The 16514-nt window shown below is 52.7% G+C and carries 16 protein-coding genes and 1 other annotated feature; of the genes, 2 read left to right on the top strand and 14 right to left on the bottom strand.

Annotated features, from left to right (window positions below; translation table 11 throughout):
- Window positions 1-49 precede the first annotated feature (49 nt).
- Together polX and CCB157_RS08495 are read right to left on the bottom strand one after the other, a co-directional pair.
- Window positions 50-1789 carry a DNA polymerase/3'-5' exonuclease PolX gene (gene polX / locus CCB157_RS08490; protein ID WP_077615482.1) on the bottom strand — a complete coding sequence of 580 codons (1740 nt, stop codon included), beginning with the start codon at window positions 1787-1789 and terminating at the stop codon, window positions 50-52.
- Between the two features lie 87 nt (window positions 1790-1876).
- A complete protein-coding gene (locus CCB157_RS08495) occupies window positions 1877-2434 on the bottom strand; it encodes a CvpA family protein (RefSeq protein ID WP_077615483.1) in 558 nt (185 codons plus the stop codon).
- A 240-nt stretch (window positions 2435-2674) separates the two neighbouring features.
- Here CCB157_RS08495 and rnhC point away from each other — a divergent pair, with 240 nt between their 5' ends.
- On the top strand, window positions 2675-3736 hold the full coding sequence (gene rnhC, locus CCB157_RS08505) for a ribonuclease HIII (protein ID WP_158077252.1): 1062 nt from the start codon (window positions 2675-2677) through the stop codon (window positions 3734-3736).
- 97 nt (window positions 3737-3833) lie between these two features.
- Here the strand turns inward: rnhC and CCB157_RS08510 are convergent, their stop codons facing one another.
- The 11 genes from CCB157_RS08510 to CCB157_RS08560 form a co-directional block, all read right to left on the bottom strand.
- Window positions 3834-4349 carry a DUF4352 domain-containing protein gene (locus CCB157_RS08510; RefSeq protein ID WP_077615486.1) on the bottom strand — a complete coding sequence of 172 codons (516 nt, stop codon included), beginning with the start codon at window positions 4347-4349 and terminating at the stop codon, window positions 3834-3836.
- Window positions 4342-5013 (bottom strand): ATP-binding cassette domain-containing protein, encoded by a 672-nt coding sequence (locus CCB157_RS08515; RefSeq protein ID WP_077615487.1) that lies wholly within the window; start codon window positions 5011-5013, stop codon window positions 4342-4344. Before CCB157_RS08515 ends, CCB157_RS08510 begins: the two co-directional genes overlap by 8 nt.
- 11 nt (window positions 5014-5024) lie before the next feature.
- Window positions 5025-5822, bottom strand: a complete 798-nt coding sequence (locus CCB157_RS08520; protein ID WP_077615488.1) for a hypothetical protein — start codon at window positions 5820-5822, stop codon at window positions 5025-5027.
- Complete coding sequence (locus tag CCB157_RS08525) at window positions 5819-6625, bottom strand: hypothetical protein (protein WP_077615489.1); 807 nt, start codon at window positions 6623-6625, stop codon at window positions 5819-5821. The genes CCB157_RS08520 and CCB157_RS08525 overlap by 4 nt, the downstream gene beginning before the upstream one ends.
- Complete coding sequence (locus CCB157_RS08530) at window positions 6612-7394, bottom strand: hypothetical protein (protein ID WP_077615490.1); 783 nt, start codon at window positions 7392-7394, stop codon at window positions 6612-6614. Before CCB157_RS08530 ends, CCB157_RS08525 begins: the two co-directional genes overlap by 14 nt.
- 17 nt (window positions 7395-7411) lie before the next feature.
- Complete coding sequence (locus CCB157_RS08535; RefSeq protein ID WP_077615491.1) at window positions 7412-8182, bottom strand: hypothetical protein; 771 nt, start codon at window positions 8180-8182, stop codon at window positions 7412-7414.
- Window positions 8183-8184: 2 nt separating this feature from the next.
- The gene (locus CCB157_RS08540; protein WP_077615492.1) at window positions 8185-9138 is read right to left on the bottom strand and encodes a hypothetical protein; all 954 of its coding nucleotides are present in this window, start codon (window positions 9136-9138) and stop codon (window positions 8185-8187) included.
- Between the two features lie 71 nt (window positions 9139-9209).
- Window positions 9210-9644 (bottom strand): DUF2712 domain-containing protein, encoded by a 435-nt coding sequence (locus CCB157_RS08545; RefSeq protein ID WP_077615493.1) that lies wholly within the window; start codon window positions 9642-9644, stop codon window positions 9210-9212.
- A 258-nt stretch (window positions 9645-9902) separates the two neighbouring features.
- A complete protein-coding gene (pheT, locus tag CCB157_RS08550) occupies window positions 9903-12329 on the bottom strand; it encodes a phenylalanine--tRNA ligase subunit beta (RefSeq protein ID WP_077615494.1) in 2427 nt (808 codons plus the stop codon).
- A 17-nt stretch (window positions 12330-12346) separates the two neighbouring features.
- On the bottom strand, window positions 12347-13387 hold the full coding sequence (gene pheS, locus CCB157_RS08555; RefSeq protein ID WP_439951313.1) for a phenylalanine--tRNA ligase subunit alpha: 1041 nt from the start codon (window positions 13385-13387) through the stop codon (window positions 12347-12349).
- A gap of 47 nt (window positions 13388-13434) precedes the next feature.
- Window positions 13435-13657, bottom strand: a binding site (T-box leader).
- 232 nt (window positions 13658-13889) lie between these two features.
- Window positions 13890-14651, bottom strand: a complete 762-nt coding sequence (locus CCB157_RS08560; RefSeq protein ID WP_077615495.1) for a TrmH family RNA methyltransferase — start codon at window positions 14649-14651, stop codon at window positions 13890-13892.
- A gap of 141 nt (window positions 14652-14792) precedes the next feature.
- Between CCB157_RS08560 and sspI the strand changes: the two genes are divergently transcribed.
- Complete coding sequence (gene sspI / locus CCB157_RS08565) at window positions 14793-14996, top strand: small acid-soluble spore protein SspI (RefSeq protein WP_077615496.1); 204 nt, start codon at window positions 14793-14795, stop codon at window positions 14994-14996.
- A gap of 200 nt (window positions 14997-15196) precedes the next feature.
- Here the strand turns inward: sspI and CCB157_RS08570 are convergent, their stop codons facing one another.
- Window positions 15197-16282, bottom strand: a complete 1086-nt coding sequence (locus CCB157_RS08570) for a M42 family metallopeptidase (protein WP_077615497.1) — start codon at window positions 16280-16282, stop codon at window positions 15197-15199.
- Window positions 16283-16514 lie beyond the last annotated feature (232 nt).

Below are 16514 nucleotides of genomic sequence, written 5' to 3' on the forward strand. Positions count from 1 at the left end.
TTTTGAGCCGCCGGCCGCTCGGATGCCGCGGCCGGCCCCTTATGTCCGATCACAATGTGTCGATAACGCCTTTCTTCGGACGTTTAAGAAAAGCCTCAAACTCTGACAGAGACATGGCATTGAGGACGCCGTCCGGTTGCACCCAGCCTTTTCGGGCCATCGCCACACCGGTCGGCATGTCGTCGAGCATGGCAAGGGAATGGGCGTCGGTGTTGATGGCGATTTTCACGCCCCGCTCCCCGCATTTCTTCAACCATTCGGCCGCCAAGTCCAAACGGTTCGGGTTGGCGTTCAGTTCTAAGGCGGTCCCCGTTTCCCGAGCTTTTTCGATCAAGCCGTCCATATCTACAGGGTAACCGGGCCGTCCGCCAATGATGCGGCCGGTCGGGTGGGCGATGAGCCGCACATAAGGGTTCTCCATCGCCCGATAAAGGCGCTTCATAATCGTTTGGACATCTTGGGAAAAAGCGCTGTGGATGGCGGCGATGACGAAATCGAGCTCGGCCAGGACGTCGTCTTCATAGTCCAAACGTCCGTCCGGCAAGATGTCCATTTCCACGCCGGCAAAAATTTTCAATGTTCCATGATATTTTTCGTTCAGCCGATCGATGGCCTCGCGCTGCTCGCGCAGACGCTTCGCCGTCAATCCGCCCGCAACCCGTAGGGATTGGGAATGATCGGTGATGACGATGTACTCGTAGCCCTTTCGGATCGCCGCTTCCGCCATCTCTTCAATGGTGTAGGCGCCGTCGCTCCACGTCGTGTGCATGTGCAAATCGGCTTTAATGTCGCCCACCTCGATCAGCCGAAACGCTTCGGCCGCTTTCGCCCGTTCCACTTCTTCCCCGCCTTCGCGGATTTCGGGCGGGATATAGGCGAGTCCGAAATGGCGGAAAAAGTCGGCTTCACTGGAGAACGTCAAAAGGGCGCCGTCTTCCCGCTCGACGCCGTATTCGCTGATCTTTTCCCCGCGGCTTTTGGCCAGCCGTCTCATTTCCACGTTGTGTTCCTTTGACCCTGTAAAATGATGGAGGGCGGTCGCGTACGCCTCCGGGCTCACGAAGCGAAAATCGACGGCGACGCCGTATTCGTCATCCAGGACAATGGACATTTTCGTGCTGCCGGCACCCGTGATCGACCGAACGGCGAGCCTCTCCTTGATCGCGGCTGCGACCGCTTCAGGCTCCGCCGTCGCGATGACGTAATCCAAATCCTTGAGCGTTTCGTTCAAGCGCCGCAAACTGCCTGCGCGGGAGAAGCGTTCAATCGCTTGGATCTCCGACAAAGCGATCTCGATCGTCTCAGCGAGCGGCAGCATGTAGGCGATCGGCAAGCGCTCTGGCCGTACGCTCAAATTTTCCACGGCTTTTAACAGCTTCTCTTCCGTTTTCGGCCCGAAGCCTTCCAATCCGCGGACGCGGCCTTCCAGACACGCCCGTTTCAGGCCGTCGAGATCGACGATGCCGAGCTGCTGATAAAGCTTGCCGATTTTTTTGGCGCCGAGCCCCGGCACTTTTAGCAATGCAAGCAAGCTTTCCGGAATTTCTTCCGCAAGTGATTTGAGCAGCCCGGATTCGCCCGTTTCCATCAATTCCTTGATCACTTGAGCCGTCCCTTTTCCGATGCCCTTGAGCTCGGATGGATCATCGATTTGCGCCAAGCTGCGGTCATCGTTTTCGAGTGCTTGCGCCGCCTTCCGGTAAGCGGAAATTTTAAAAGGGTTTTCCCCTTTTATCTCAAGATAAACGGCAATTTTCTCCAAGGCTTGAACCACATCTTTTTTGTTCACAGCGAATCCCCCGTATTATCGGTTTGATCGAACGGGCCGCCGGGCGGCACATAAGACAAAAACGCGCCGATCTGAAGGAGGTACCCTTCAGACGCGCGGCCATTTGTTGCCGGAAAAATCGAGCCAAAGCGTGCGGATTTTTTCCGAAAGAACCGGCGTGTTTTCGATCATGACGTGGGCGATGTAGGAATGATCCACGGCCTTGTCAATCCCCATATAAGGGGTGATCGCCCCGACGTACAACAACAAGAAGAGGATCAAATAGATTTCCGCAAAACCGAAAAGCGCCCCCAACCAGCGGTTTAACGTCCTCAGTATCGGCAAGTCGGCGAGAAAATCGAGCATGGAACCGATGATTTGCCAGACGATCTTCACCGCGATAAAGAGAATGATAAAAGCGATCGCCCGGTAATAAGTGGTTTCCAAATTTAAATGGCTGAACACGGAGAAAAACGAATTGGCGTCCGCGGAACTGGGGTACGGAATCCACAGCTTGATATTGTCCGCCAAGTGGGCATAATTCTTAGAGGCCACGATAAAAGCGACGATAAAGCCCGTCAGATGAAAGATTTGCAGAATCAGGCCGCGGCGGGCGCCGATGAATAAACCGCTCAATAGCAACAATAATAATATCAGATCCAACATGCGAGTCTCTCATCCTTTGTTTTTTTCAAGCGTTCAACGAACAGGCCGCCGGTGCGGCGACCTTGCAAGTCTTGCAACAAAGCTGGGCGGGATTGCCCTGCGATATCTCTTTTATCATAGCAAAAACGCGATGTGTTGAAAAATGTAAAAAGTTCTCGGAACAAGTTTCCGGCGGCGGGCGCCCGAACCGTGTGGCGGAGCATGATATCGGCTATAATGGGAAAAAGAGGAGGAAAAGGTATGACGGGATATGCCGTGCTCAAACTTTCGGAAGACTTAATTCATAAAATGCGAGATTTTTACGGCGATCGTTTGAGCGCTGCCGCGCCGCCCGGCAGCGTTTTCCGGGCTCAAGCCGACGGCTGCGCGATCACCGCTTACCGGACGGGCAAAGTGCTCTTTCAAGGCAAGCGGGCCGAAGAGGAAGTGAAAATGTGGCGGGCGTTCGCCGAAGCCGCAGAAACCCCGTTCGCGGATCAAGAAGGCCACGGCGAGCGGACCGATGCGAACGAGGAGAACGGCAAGCGCGGACGGGAAGACCGCCCTTCCCCGACCGACGGGCCATCCCTGGACGAGGCGAGCGCGCCAATCGCCGCGATCAACCGCCACGATTACATGCCGCCCAAAACCGTTGCGCGGCTGGCGATCATCGGTTCCGACGAAGTCGGTACGGGCGATTATTTCGGTCCGGTCGTCGTCTGTGCCGCCTACTCAGGTCCCGAACATGTTGAGCGGCTTGACGCGCTCGGCGTCCGCGATTCCAAAAGGCTCACCGACGAGCGCATCCGCGCGTTAGCGGAAGAGATCGGCCGCATCGTCCCTTACAGCCTGCTCGTCTTGGACAACGAAAAGTACAATCGTATGATTCGCCGCGGCTACAATCAGACGAAGCTGAAAGCCGTCCTGCACAATCAAGCGTTGGTCAATGTCCGCCGCAAGATCGGTGACCGGACGGTGCACGGCTTTCTCGTCGATCAGTTCACCCCCCCTGCCCAATATTTTAAGGCTATCGCCGATCGTCTGGAAAAAGCCGACGCGCCCATCTATTTTCAAACGAACGCCGAATCGCTTCATCCCGCCGTGGCGTGCGCATCGATCATCGCCCGGTACCGGTTTCTCCAAGAAATCGACCGTTTATCGGAACGATGCGGCATGACGCTCCCAAAGGGGGCCGGCCCGGGCGTCGATGAAGCCGCCGCTCGGCTCATCCGACAAAGAGGCGAGACGTTTTTAAGCCGCGTCGCCAAGCTCCACTTCGCGAACACGGAGAAGGCCCGAAAGCTGGCGGAAAAAAGCCGATAACCTCCCGCGCGCAACCACCTATGGAAAACTTCGAAAAATCGTGCTGCTTCCTGACAAAACGACGAGGCCGGGCGCAATGAAGCCGCCCGGCCGATTTTTATAAATCAACCGCCATCCCGTACCGTTTGCCTTGATGGGACGCTCGGATCACTCGGCTTTTGTATAACGTTTGGTCAAGATACAGTTTGGCTTTTTTTCCTTTAAACTTCGGCGCCACGTCAAAAACGAGGGTGATGTCCACACGCGCATGCGGCGGCAGCTGTCGTATTTTTTGTGCATCATAGCTGCCTTCCATGGTTTGGATATAATCCATATCATAAGCGAGTTTTGCCTCGATCAGCCGCGCGACCGATATGGTTTGATCCGACGTATTTTTGACGGTCATTTCGAGCGTTGCCGGAACCGTTTGAAATCCGTCTTTATTTTCGACGTTTCCGTAGGTGAATCGAGTGATCGTCAATTGCGCGTGTTCAAGCGGAATCGATTCTCCGATACGGTAAGTCTGAATATCATATTTTTTGGCCACCCCGTCATTGACTTGATACACTCGAACCCCCCACGCGACCGCAATGAGCAGGGCAACCATGATGACCACCCCGCGTTTCTTATTCATCATCCGTCACCTTGCATGAATAATGATCGATGATTTTGCCGTTTTCCATGACAAACAATTCATCCGACAAATAATCCAGCTCTTCTTTATCGTGGCTCGCGATTAAAATGCATTTGTTTTTGGCTTTTAACGTCAACAATAAGTTTTTTAGTTCCTCAACGCCGTCTGAATCCAACGCGTTCGTCGGTTCATCCAGGATGATCAAATCAGGCTCTTCCATAATGGCTTGGGCGATGCCAAGGCGCTGCTTCATCCCCAAGGAATATTTTCGATACTTTCTCTTATCATTCGGATCCAATCCGACCAAGCGAATGGCCTCACGAATTCTATCGTCATCGATGACATCATTCAATTTGGCGAGCAATTTCAGATTTCCGAAACCGGTGTAGCCGTTCAAAAAACCCGGATGCTCGATTAATACCCCAACGCTTGGCGGGAAAGACATTTCTTTGCCCAATTCGGCACCGTCGATTATCACTTTGCCTTCGGTCGGACGGATAAGCCCGCACAACGCGCGAAACAGCATCGTCTTGCCCGATCCGTTTTTGCCGCGAAATCCATATATATATCCTTTATTAAGAGACAAATTGATATCTTTCAATATGATTTGGCTTTTGATGACCTTGGATAAGTGTACCGCTTGCAAAAAAGCGGACGCCGCCATCTTTTTCCCCCCTATAAAATATCCTTCTTTACGAAGGCATAAATCGCGAAAACACAGGCCAAAACATAGACGAGCAAGCTATATGCGACGGAGAAGCCGAGCGTCAAGTGATGCGCCGTGTCAAAAAAATTTCGTTTCAAGATCATGGAATGGATAGCCGGCAGCCATTTGCTGCTCGAAAACGTGGAAAGGCTGCAAAGACAAATCATGATGAACAACGTTGCGATGGGTGAAATAAATTGAATGCACAACAATTGCAACGCGGATAAGACCATTGTCGTGACGACAAAACCGATGAACATGTGGACGAATAACGATGCGGGCGACGCTTTCGCCTCCATCATGGGCATGATTTGTTGTTGAAAATATGAAGATGAGCCGAGCGAAAAATCCCCTAAAATGAGGCTGGATAAGACATAAATCAAGAAAAAGAGCAAAATAAAGAGCCATCCGCTCTGCCACGTCATCCAACCGATTTTCGCGATCATATAGCGAATTTTCGATCGACACCGCAATAAAAGGTATGTTCGATTGCTGCTCTCGTCTTGGTGTAAAAAATCGCCGATGAGAATCAAGGGAAAAAACTGAATAAACTCCCAATAAAATGGAACTTGATAATCTGCCGCCCTGCGGATGGTGCCGTTATCTTGCAACATTAAAAACATGACGTCGATGCTGTTTGCACTAAACGGTTTGATTTCAACGGATTTCATAATGGTTAAACAGGCGGCAATGGCAAAAAATGCGAGATATTTGATTTTCCCGTAAGAAACGCTGTAGATGACATCGCGAAAAAACAGCCGGCTCATGACAAAAAGTCCTTTCTCTCATAAATCATGCCGGTGATCGCATATAACATCAGCGTTACGACCAAGAGGTAGACGCCATGATAGAGCGTCACCAATGGCCGTATCCAGTCGATCAGGCTGAGGCTGGCGGCCCGATCGAAAACCGGGAAGGGGAGCCATTCGACGTAATCAATGCCGGCTATAGCGAGCAACAGGATGCAGATCACCGCTCCACTCTTAATAAATTGCTTCAAAAACAAAGTAGAAAAGGCGATCATGAGAAATCCTAAAAACTTGGATATAAAAATGACCCATATAATCTTGTAAGCCGCCAGGTGATCGCTGATGGATTGAAAGAGCTGCCGGTCGCGAAGCGCTTGAACGATCGTCCCATCGGCACGGGCCCAAGTATTTTCCGGACCGACCAGGCATAATCCCGCCATGAAGGAGACGGTGACCACAAAACACGCCAACAGGAAGGATATGCCGATGGCTACACACACATGCGCATGCCAAGTGCAAAAACGTGTCCGGCACTTCAACACATAGAGCGATTTTTCATGCTCATCGTAGATCAGCGTGAGAACGGTCACCATAATAGGGATGCCAAAGATGATAAACATATTTTGATTGGTAGCTCCATGAACGCCCGAAAGATCCGCGACCAAATCAAAGATGCCTGGCTTCGCTGTTCCTCGGCCGTAATCGGCCAAAAGAACTAAACCAATCACGGACAGCAAGCCGTAGGCCGCGGCAATCCTCAAAACTTTTTTCAGCAGAACCCCCCTTAGAGCAGCCGTCCTGATCACATCAAATGGTTTCATTTTTCTCACCCATACCATAAAACCAGGCGAAGCTGCCTAATATTCCAATAACTAAATAGAGCGGAAGCCCGAGGTTGGCCGCTTGATTCCAAAAAAATATGTTCGTGATGGAATAAGCCCCGTTTACATTCAAAACGAGGACATCCAGAGCCATCGTGACTAAAAACGGAAAAACCAGTACGATATAGCGATTTTTGACGACGGTGGAGAGGGCTAAACTTAATGATGCAAGCATGCCTCCGAATAAAAATAACAAGATCAGGCGGACGACGACATAAAGCATCGCGTGATGGTAAAACAAATCCGGCCAAAAACTGTTTTTCGTAACTAAAACCATCCCAAAATAATAGTTATTGTCGATCAAAGGATACGCCGCCATCTGGCCCAAAAAATTTATAAAAAGCGGAAGAGTGGCGACGCACCCTCCGATGGCAAAATTGACAAAGAAACGCGTCAATAAGTATTTCTTTTTTTCGACTTTTGTGAGAATGCCTTTAATGAGCCCCGTATTAAAATCCTCCGCGTAGGCATCGGAATAGGCGAGGCTGGCCAGCAAAGGAAAGATCGTTGTATAAATTTGATAGATGTTATCCGCTCCAAAATACATCCAGCTCACATAAACGCTTCTCGGATAAAATATGTAATCGTCAGCCGTTAACCCATGGGGCCACATTTGAAGCACCGGCAATAGGCCGAGCGCAACATCCGCCAAAACCAAGAACCAAAAAAGCGGGCGGTGACGAATCCGGTGGATTTCCATATGCCACATGCGATTCACCTTATCCGTTATTGGTAAAATTCTTTTCGATCATATATTTTGGCGCCAATAAAAAACATGACGGCAATTCCCAACAAAAAATAAGTGAGATTGAACATTTGCTCTGTCGGCGCCAACCACGTTTCCAATTTTATTTGGGCTTTCCCTAAAAATAAGCTCCAGCGTTCCGAAAAAAGCCCGTCGGTACCGAGCAGAATTAAGGATGTAAAAAATACGTAGACGTTTTTTTTGATCGATGCTTTTAAAAAAATGACAAAAACGGCGATAAATAGGAGCGCTAAAAAGCGGGAACTCAATATATAAGCCCACACTTTTACGCTGGTCACATGAGGGATGTAGAGCGGGAACACGTTTTTATCGTCGAGAAGAAAATAGATCGTTCCTTTTTCGCTTCCCCACAAATTATGCACGTGACCCGTTTCGATCCACGAAGCGAAAAGGCCCGTCAAAGCCATCGTCGCCGTCAACAAAGCGCTCACCATCGCGGCAAAGAAAACATGGCTCATATATAACCTGCGCTTGCGCCTCACCCGCAAGACGACCGCGCTTCGTTCTGTTTGGTCCATCAGCAGGGGAATGATTAGCGAAAAAAGAGGTAACACGCCGAGGACCAGCGTTAAAATATCCGCGCTTCCGCCTCCCCGCATGTTAATGACATAATCGAATAGCGAATTGCTCATCCCTTTGGACGCATTGACAATGCTCAATCCGTTAATGAATATAAAATAAGCCAAGCCGACGGCCATCATTTTGGGCGTCACGTATTTAAAATCCAGCATCTTTACCGATCCCATCCCGACTTCTCGCCTTCCGCTTGGGAACCGACGCCGCTCAAGTTAAACACTTTGCGCGACACTTCCTTATCTCCCGAAACATCAAGACGAAAAACGGCTTGTGGGTTTTTTATGCCTCGATTGATTTGAATATCTTTAACGGTCACAAAAAAAATGACTTTCCGCCCTTTCCCGTAGCATTTCAAGTCGAGTAAAACGCCCGTTTCCTTGGCAACAGTCATCGTAAACCGTCCGGTTAATTCTTCGGATATCTCGGGCGTAATCTCCCCTTCTATTTGGTATACCGGCAAACCAAATTTTTCTCCCGTTTTATACGTCCAATCCGGGTAATTGTTATATATGAGCGCATACCATTCGCTGCTCGTCACAAATCTGTTGTACAAACCTAGATAATGGGTTTCAAGACTGGCGGCGCTTGCTCTTGGATTATTCTTTATCGTTTCTTTCGTAAAAAGATGCTTTTGGGTCAATTGCCGTACGGCGACGCCATCTTTTAATAAAACTCTTTGCGTTTCTATCACTTTCCCATCCTTGATTTTTTCATCCTCCGAGAAATTCCTTTTATTCTCAAAATCGACATAGAATCGGATGCGCTCCATATTCTTTTTGGAATCTCCCCATTCGAACTCGCCCTGGGCATTGTCCACATAGTCCCACGAATAATACATTTTTTTAACAATATGAAATTGCTTCGGATATTTTTTGGCAAAAGCCTCTTGTTGTTTGTTTTCAAACGGAAAATCTTCACTTAATAGCGGATCGCGATGCCGGCTATGCTTTTGGTCGTATGATGTGCGGCCGGCTTGAACGGTCCCTCGGCCGTCATGCCCTTTATCGGCATGCTTCATCCAAAATCTCGACAGTTCAGGATACCATTTTATGCCCACGAGAAGGAGGGCCAACAACGTGACGAAAATAACGGGAAGTATTTTTTTTAGCACCGATCGTTCCTCCGAATTCTTCTGATTTCCAGCGAACCACCCTCAAGGCGGCGTTTCGCCGGGAATGTCGCTCAAATTGAATCCGGACTCCAAACACCCGAAGCCGTAAATCCGATATTCGGGCTTACAGCCCTTGTAGCTTTAATCCGTACAAATGTTTCCCCGTCATCCTCATAGGCATAATTTAGTAAATACCGTCCAACGTTCAAATCTGTGCGATCAAATCGGTATGTCCAGGTTTTTGAAAAATTGGTATGATCTTTCCTTACGACGGATGCATAATATGCCCCATCGGAACGCGACAACGATTTTAATTTCATGTATGACGATGAATGATCTGTTTTCGCGCGGGCTTGGGTATAAACAGGGGCAGAAGATTGAGGTGCAAAAGTGAAACTGAAGTTGGTGTCGCTATAGTTGTTGGCGAACGCGGTGATGGTACCGATGGACAATAAAACGGCAATCGCTAGCACAAATAAGTAAACTTTCTTTCCAAATTTCATCATTATATTCCCTCCTTTCTACCAATTTTAGTATTATATTAAAATTATATATTTATAATATATTATTTTCAACAAAAAATAAAATTAAATAAAAAATAAATTACAATAAATAAAAAAAGTGTCTTCTAGAAAACAGAAAACCCCCGCCCGATGTAGCGAGCGAGGGCTTAGGACATGTTCGAGCTGTGGAAATCCGGAGCGAGTCCCAAAAATCAAAAGCGGTTTTTCATTTTTACGGCGAATCTTTCAGCATGCTTTCGGCTATCCTCTGAGCACGGCGCCCAGTTTTTCCTTCAACTCGGCGAGGATGCGTTCATGGACCGCCGCGACTTCCTCGTCGGTGAGCGTGCGTTCCGGATCGAGATAGGTGAGCGAGAAGGCGAGCGACTTTTTGCCGGCGGGCAAATGTTCGCCTTGGTATACGTCAAACAAACGGATGTCTTTTAAAAGCGGCCCGCCGCTCGCCCGGATGACCGCGGCGAGTTGGCCCGCCGTCACCGCCTCATCCACGACGAGCGCGATGTCGCGCGCAATCGCCGGATAGCGCGGCAAGGCTTGATAACGAACCGGCGGGACGTCGGCCTTAAGCAGCGCCTCGACGTCGACTTCGAAAACGACCGTTTCGGTCAAGTCAAGCGTTTTTTGCAACGTCGGATGCACTTGACCGACGAAGCCGATGACTTTACCGTCCAATAAGATATCGGCCGTCCGCCCCGGATGCATCCCCGTCCGTTCGGATGCCGCCCGGTATTCGATCCGCTCGGTCAAACCGAGTTGGTCAAACAGGCCTTCCAAAACGCCCTTGGCCGCATAGAAATCGACCGGACGGGCATCGTGATGCCAATCGGTCGGACGCAAGCGCCCCGTCAACGCGCCGGCAAGTCGTTCCCTCTCTTTCGGCAAATCCGTCAAAGCCGCTTCCTCCGTCAAAAACACTTTGCCGATTTCATAGAGCGCGATGTCGTTGATGCGCCGATTGAGATGATAGCGGACCGTCTCGAGAAGTTCGGGAAGCAGTCCGAGGCGAAGCACCGAACGGTCCTCGCTCATCGGCATCGCCAAACGGACCGGCGTGTGGCCCGCCTCTTCGACATAAGAGATCGAACGCGCCTTTTTCTCGGTCGTCAAGGAATAATTCACCGCTTGATAGAAGCCCGAACCTTCCATGTAGCGCATGACGGCCCGCCGCTTTTTCTGGTAAGCGGTCAGCATCCCTTGTGAGGCGCGATCCGGCAAGGTCGCCGGAACGTGATCATATCCATAAAGGCGCCCGACTTCTTCGATCAAATCCTCCGGTATCGAGACGTCCGGCCGGCGCGACGGGACGGCGACGACGAGCGTTTCGCCCTCGATGCGGGCGTCGAAACGCAAGCGGCGGAAGACCGCTAAAACGTCGTTCTGGCTCAAGGCGGTGCCGAGAACGGCGTTGATCTTCGTCCACGGCATTTCAATGATTTTCGGTTCCGCGCGATACGCCCCGGCGCGGACGACGCCTTTGCGGACGGTGCCCCCGGCGAGATCCGCGATGAGCGCCGCGGCGCGGTCGGCGGCGAGCAGGACGCGATTCGGGTCGATGCCTTTTTCATAGCGCTGGCTCGCTTCCGTTCGCAATCCGAGACGCGCCGACGTCCGCCGGACGGAACGGGCGTCAAAAAGCGCCGCTTCCAAAAGAATCGTCGTCGTCGTTTCGGTGACTTCCGAATCGGCGCCGCCCATCACGCCGGCGATGGCGACGGGCCGCTCGCCGTTGGTGATCACCAAATCTTCAGGAGACAATGTCCGTTCAACGCCGTCAAGCGTCGTGATCGTCTCCCCTTCCCGGGCGCGGCGAACGACGACGCGGTCGGACCCGAATTGATCGTAATCGAAAGCATGGAGCGGTTGACCGTATTCCATCAACACATAGTTGGTCACGTCGACGATGTTGTTGATCGGACGGACCCCGGCGGCGATCAATTTGTTTTGCAGCCACTTCGGCGACGGCGCCACCTTCACGCCTTCGATGATGCGCGCTCCGTAAAACGGCGCGCCGTCCGGCGCTTCCACCGCGACCGACACTTTTTCGGACGCCGGCCGGTCGCTTTCCTCGACGCGCGGCTCGGGAAGGCGCACGTCGCGATCCAAAATCGCGGCGACTTCATACGCCGCGCCGATCATATTCATGCAATGGGCGCTGTTCGGCAAAATGTCGAGTCCCAGCACGGCGTCATCCAAGTTTAAGTACGGCAAGGCATCGTCTCCGACCACCGCGTCCTCATCGAGTATATAGATGCCGTCGGCGACTTCTTTCGGCACAAAGCGGGGGTCAACGCCGAGCTCCTGCAACGAGCAAATCATCCCCTCGGATACCTCGCCGCGCAGCTTCGCCCTTTTGATCTTCACGCCGCCGGGCAGGACGGCGCCGACTTTCGCGACGACGACCTTCTGCCCGGCCGCCACATTGGAAGCCCCGCAGACGATCTGAACGGTCTCATCGCCGAGATCGACTTGGCAAAGATTTAAATGATCGGCATTCGGATGAGGCCGGCACGACGCGACATAGCCGACGACGATCCCTTTGATCCCTTCGCCGGGACGGAAGACTTGATCGACTTCAATGCCCGCTTTCGTGATCTTTTCGGCCAGTTCCTCCGGCGTCACGCCGGTGAGATCGACGTATTCGTTCAACCATTTATACGAAATGTTCATCGCAGCTGTCCCCTCCCTTATGCCCGTTTAAATTGCTGTAAAAAGCGTTGATCGTTGGTATAGAAATGGCGAATGTCGTCGATGCCGTATTTCAGCATGGCGATCCGTTCCGGGCCCATGCCGAAGGCGAAACCGGTGTACACCTCGGGATCGAATCCCGACATGGCGAGGACGTTGGGATGAACCATGCCGGCGCCGAGGATTTCGATCCAACCGGTCTGTTTGCAGACGCGGCAGCCGTCGCCCCCGCAATGGAAGCAGGAAATATCCATTTCCACCGACGGTTCGGTAAACGGGAAGAAACTCGGGCGCAAGCGGATTTTCCGGTCCTCGCCGAACATTTTCTTCGCAAAGATGGTGAGAATCCCTTTCAGATCGCTCAAGCGCACGTTGCGGTCGACGTACAGCCCTTCGATTTGCATGAATTGGTGCGAATGGGTAGCGTCGTCCGTATCCCTGCGATAGACCTTGCCGGGACAGATGATTTTCACCGGCCCCTTGCCTTGATGGGCTTCCATCGTCCGCGCCTGCACCGGCGACGTATGCGTCCGGAGCAAGATGTCTTCGGTGATGTAAAAGGAATCCTGCATGTCGCGGGCCGGATGGTCCTTCGGGATGTTCAACGCCTCGAAATTGTAATAGTCTTTTTCCACTTCGGGGCCTTCCGCGACGGAGAAGCCCAGGCCGATGAAAAGATCTTCGATTTCTTCAATGACCGCGGTGAGCGGATGGCGGTTGCCCTTCGGCTGCGTCCGGCCGGGAAGCGTGACGTCAATCGTTTCCGAGGCCAGCTTCTCCTGAATTTCCCGTTCTTCAAGGGCCTTTTGTTTTTCCTCGATGGCCGCTTGGATCGCGGCGCGCACATCGTTGGCGAGCTGGCCGATGATCGGCCGTTCTTCTTTGGGAAGCTTGCCCATGCCGCGCAACACTTCGGTGATCGGTCCCTTTTTGCCGAGATATTTGACGCGCAAAGCCTGCAAATCCTTTATGTCGCCGCAAGCGGCGACGGCTTCGAGCGCTTCGTTTTTCAGTGCTTCAAGCGTATCCCTCAACGTCATTCGTCCTCCTTCTAAAAGCGATGTATAAAAACTAAAACCCCATCCCAATAAGGGACGGGGTTCCCGCGGTACCACCCTTGTTAACGGCCGGAAGCCGTTCACTCTGACCGGATAACGGGCGGCGCCGGTGCATCTTAAGGCCGGTTCGGCGTTCGGATGACCACTCCGGAGCGAATTCCCCGCCGTCAACCATAGACGCGCTTCCAGTCTGCGGCGCATCCTCCCTGTGATGGCGAACATGCGGGTACTACTCTCCTTCATCGCGTGTGTCGATCGTTTAAATGATACTGATAGTATAATGAAAAATCGGCCGCGCCGCAACCGTTCGAAAAAAGACAGAAAATCTCCCGCATGCCTTCATGAATAACGAGAGGCCTGACATGCCAATCATCGGCCCTCAACCATTGCCTTATCCGCCGGGGCAGCAATAAACCAGCGATCCGCCGGATCCGGCCGGTTGATCGGGGCGGCGGCCATGAGCTTCCCCGGCGACCAGCGACGCTCACCGCGAGGACAAGCCGCGAAAGTGGTACATTAAAATGCCGGCGGCAACGGCGACGTTCAATGATTCCGCGCGCCCGTACATCGGGATCCGCACGTTTGCGTCGGTCATGGCAAGGAGAACGGGATCGACGCCGTCCGCTTCGTTGCCGACGAGCAGCGCAAAGGCCTCCACTGGCCCCCAGCCGCCCAAGTCGGCGCCGGCCAGCGACGTCCCGTAGACGGGGATGCCGCGCGCTTGCAATGCGGGGATGATTTCGGATAAAGGCGCCGACCGGACGGGGAGGTGAAAATGCGACCCTTGCGCGCTGCGGAGAACCTTGTCGTTGTACGGATCGACCGTGCCCGGTCCCAATATGACGGCGTCGAGGCCGGCCGCATCGGCCGTTCGGATCAACGTTCCCAAATTGCCGGGATCGCGCACGGCGTCGATGAGAAGAAAACGGCGCGCGTCTTCGGGCAGCTTGTCATCGGTGACGGCACAAACCGCGAGCACCCCTTGCGGCGCCTCCGTCGCACAGAGTTCTTTGAAAAGCGGCGCGGATAAAGAAAACGCGGCGATGTCTTCCGCGCCAGGAAGTTCGGGAGGCGTGCGGGAGGCATCGAAAATAAGCGCCTTGACGACGCCTTTTTCTTTCAGCGCCTCGGCGACGAGATGCTCGCCCTCGACGAGATAAAGCCCGGCTTTTTCCCGGCCCTTGCGGCGCAAAAGTTTCTTCCATTCCTTAAAGTGTCGGTTTTGCGGCGACTCGATTTGCCTCAAAGGTTCAAACCTCACTTTTGCCTGATCGTGTTTTACATAAATTTCATTATACCGCCCTATACTACCTTTAGAAAGCGTCAACGTCAGAACGGCGCGCGGTTGATCGCGAACGCCGCGCGCTTTAGACAGGAGGATAATGCGATGGACATCGATATACGCCGTGCGATCAAGCATAACATCGCCGACAACGATAAAGAGCAATTGCGGGCAACGATCGTCGACGCCATTCAAGACGGAGCGGAAAAAATGCTCCCTGGCCTCGGCGTGCTCTTCGAAATCATTTGGAAACAATCCGATGAAAAAGAGCGGGCGATGATGGTCGATAATCTCGCCAAGGGCCTTTAAGCCAAGGCGCAGCCGAAGCGCGACGTCCCCGACGACCTCATCAAAACGGATGAACCGGTGAGATGGTCCGCCGTCAACCGGCGGCCTGCGCGCCTCGGAATCCATAGGATAAGGCCACCCCTTTAAGGAAGGGAGTGGCCTTTCGCTGGCAAAAACAATGCTTCCCGTCAGTCGATCCGCGACGGGATCGCTCTAGCCCATCAGCCGAACGTAATTTCTTTAACTTTTTCGCCGTCGAGCCGTTTGATGACTTCAACGAGCAATTTGACGGCATGTTCATAGTCGTCGCGATGAATGATCGAGGCCGACGAATGGATGTAACGGGTCGCGATCGTGATCGCCAGCGACGGGACGCCGTGGCCGGTGAGATGGATGCTGCCGGCATCGGTGCCGCCGCCCGGAATCGCTTCATATTGGAGCGGGATGTCGTACGCTTCCGCAACGCTCGTCACAAAATCAAGCAGCCCTTTATGCACGACCATCCTGGCGTCATACACAATGACTTGCGGCCCTTTGCCGAGTTTGGAGTGCGCGTCTTTCTCGGAAATGCCCGGCGTATCCCCGGGAATGCCCGTGTCGACGGCGATCGCGATGTCCGGTTGAATGAAATGCGCCGCGGTTTTCGCCCCGCGCAGGCCGACTTCTTCCTGAACGGTGCCGACGCCGTAGACGACGTTCGGGTGGTCGATGCCTTGCAATTCCCGCAAAACGTCGATCGCGATCGCACAGCCGATCCGGTTATCCCACGCTTTCGCCATCAAGAACTTCGGATTTTTCATGACGGTAAAATCGCAAACCGGAACGGCCATATCCCCCGGGCGGACGCCGAAAGCCAGCGCTTCTTCGCGGCTCGTTGCGCCGATGTCGATGAACATATCCTTTTTGTCCACCGGTTTTTTCCGTTCCTCAGCCGGCAAAATGTGCGGGGGCTTGGAACCGATGACGCCGGGAATTTCGCCGTTTTTCGTTACGACGGTCACGCGTTGGGCGAGCATGACTTGTTCCCACCAACCGCCGACGCATTGAAATTTCAAAAAGCCTTTTTCATCGATCTGGGTGACCATGAAGCCAATTTCATCGAGATGGCCGGCGACCATAATCTTCGGACCGTCAGCCTTGCCGACTTTTTTCGCCACCAAACTGCCGAGATGGTCTTGCGTGATGTCATCCGAATACGGCTCTATGTATCGGCGCATGACCTCGCGCACTTCGCGTTCATTGCCCGGTATGCCTTTGGCATCGGTCAAATCTTTCAACATTTGCAACTTCGGATCCAGTTGGCCCATGTCTTTTCCTCCCTCTGGCAAAATGTTGGGCGTTGCCTTCCCGCACGGCGGAAGCCGGAGGCGTTCGGGGCAGCGCCGGCTTTACCGCCTGATCGCCATCATACCCATTCGGTCACTTGCCAGATAATAATATTTCGCGTCTCGAAAAATATTATACTGAATATGAATTTAATTCACAAATCAACAGGACCCTCTTTGCAACGTTTCAGAGCGCGGAACCTTTCGAGCCCGG

The sequence above is a fragment of the Caenibacillus caldisaponilyticus genome, from assembly GCF_002003465.1.
Classification (GTDB): domain Bacteria; phylum Bacillota; class Bacilli; order Bacillales; family Sporolactobacillaceae; genus Caenibacillus; species Caenibacillus caldisaponilyticus.

What these genes read in the sequence shown, in the direction of transcription:
- rnhC (WP_158077252.1), top strand. Translation starts at nt 2,675, where the DNA reads ATGACGGGATATGCCGTGCTCAAACTTTCGGAAGACTTAATTCATAAA.
- CCB157_RS08520 (WP_077615488.1), bottom strand. Translation starts at nt 5,822, where the DNA reads ATGAGCCGGCTGTTTTTTCGCGATGTCATCTACAGCGTTTCTTACGGG.
- CCB157_RS08525 (WP_077615489.1), bottom strand. Translation starts at nt 6,625, where the DNA reads ATGAAACCATTTGATGTGATCAGGACGGCTGCTCTAAGGGGGGTTCTG.
- CCB157_RS08510 (WP_077615486.1), bottom strand. Translation starts at nt 4,349, where the DNA reads ATGAATAAGAAACGCGGGGTGGTCATCATGGTTGCCCTGCTCATTGCG.
- CCB157_RS08515 (WP_077615487.1), bottom strand. Translation starts at nt 5,013, where the DNA reads ATGGCGGCGTCCGCTTTTTTGCAAGCGGTACACTTATCCAAGGTCATC.
- CCB157_RS08535 (WP_077615491.1), bottom strand. Translation starts at nt 8,182, where the DNA reads ATGCTGGATTTTAAATACGTGACGCCCAAAATGATGGCCGTCGGCTTG.
- CCB157_RS08545 (WP_077615493.1), bottom strand. Translation starts at nt 9,644, where the DNA reads ATGATGAAATTTGGAAAGAAAGTTTACTTATTTGTGCTAGCGATTGCC.
- sspI (WP_077615496.1), top strand. Translation starts at nt 14,793, where the DNA reads ATGGACATCGATATACGCCGTGCGATCAAGCATAACATCGCCGACAAC.
- CCB157_RS08495 (WP_077615483.1), bottom strand. Translation starts at nt 2,434, where the DNA reads ATGTTGGATCTGATATTATTATTGTTGCTATTGAGCGGTTTATTCATC.
- CCB157_RS08530 (WP_077615490.1), bottom strand. Translation starts at nt 7,394, where the DNA reads ATGTGGCATATGGAAATCCACCGGATTCGTCACCGCCCGCTTTTTTGG.
- CCB157_RS08570 (WP_077615497.1), bottom strand. Translation starts at nt 16,282, where the DNA reads ATGGGCCAACTGGATCCGAAGTTGCAAATGTTGAAAGATTTGACCGAT.
- pheS (WP_439951313.1), bottom strand. Translation starts at nt 13,387, where the DNA reads ATGACGTTGAGGGATACGCTTGAAGCACTGAAAAACGAAGCGCTCGAA.
- pheT (WP_077615494.1), bottom strand. Translation starts at nt 12,329, where the DNA reads ATGAACATTTCGTATAAATGGTTGAACGAATACGTCGATCTCACCGGC.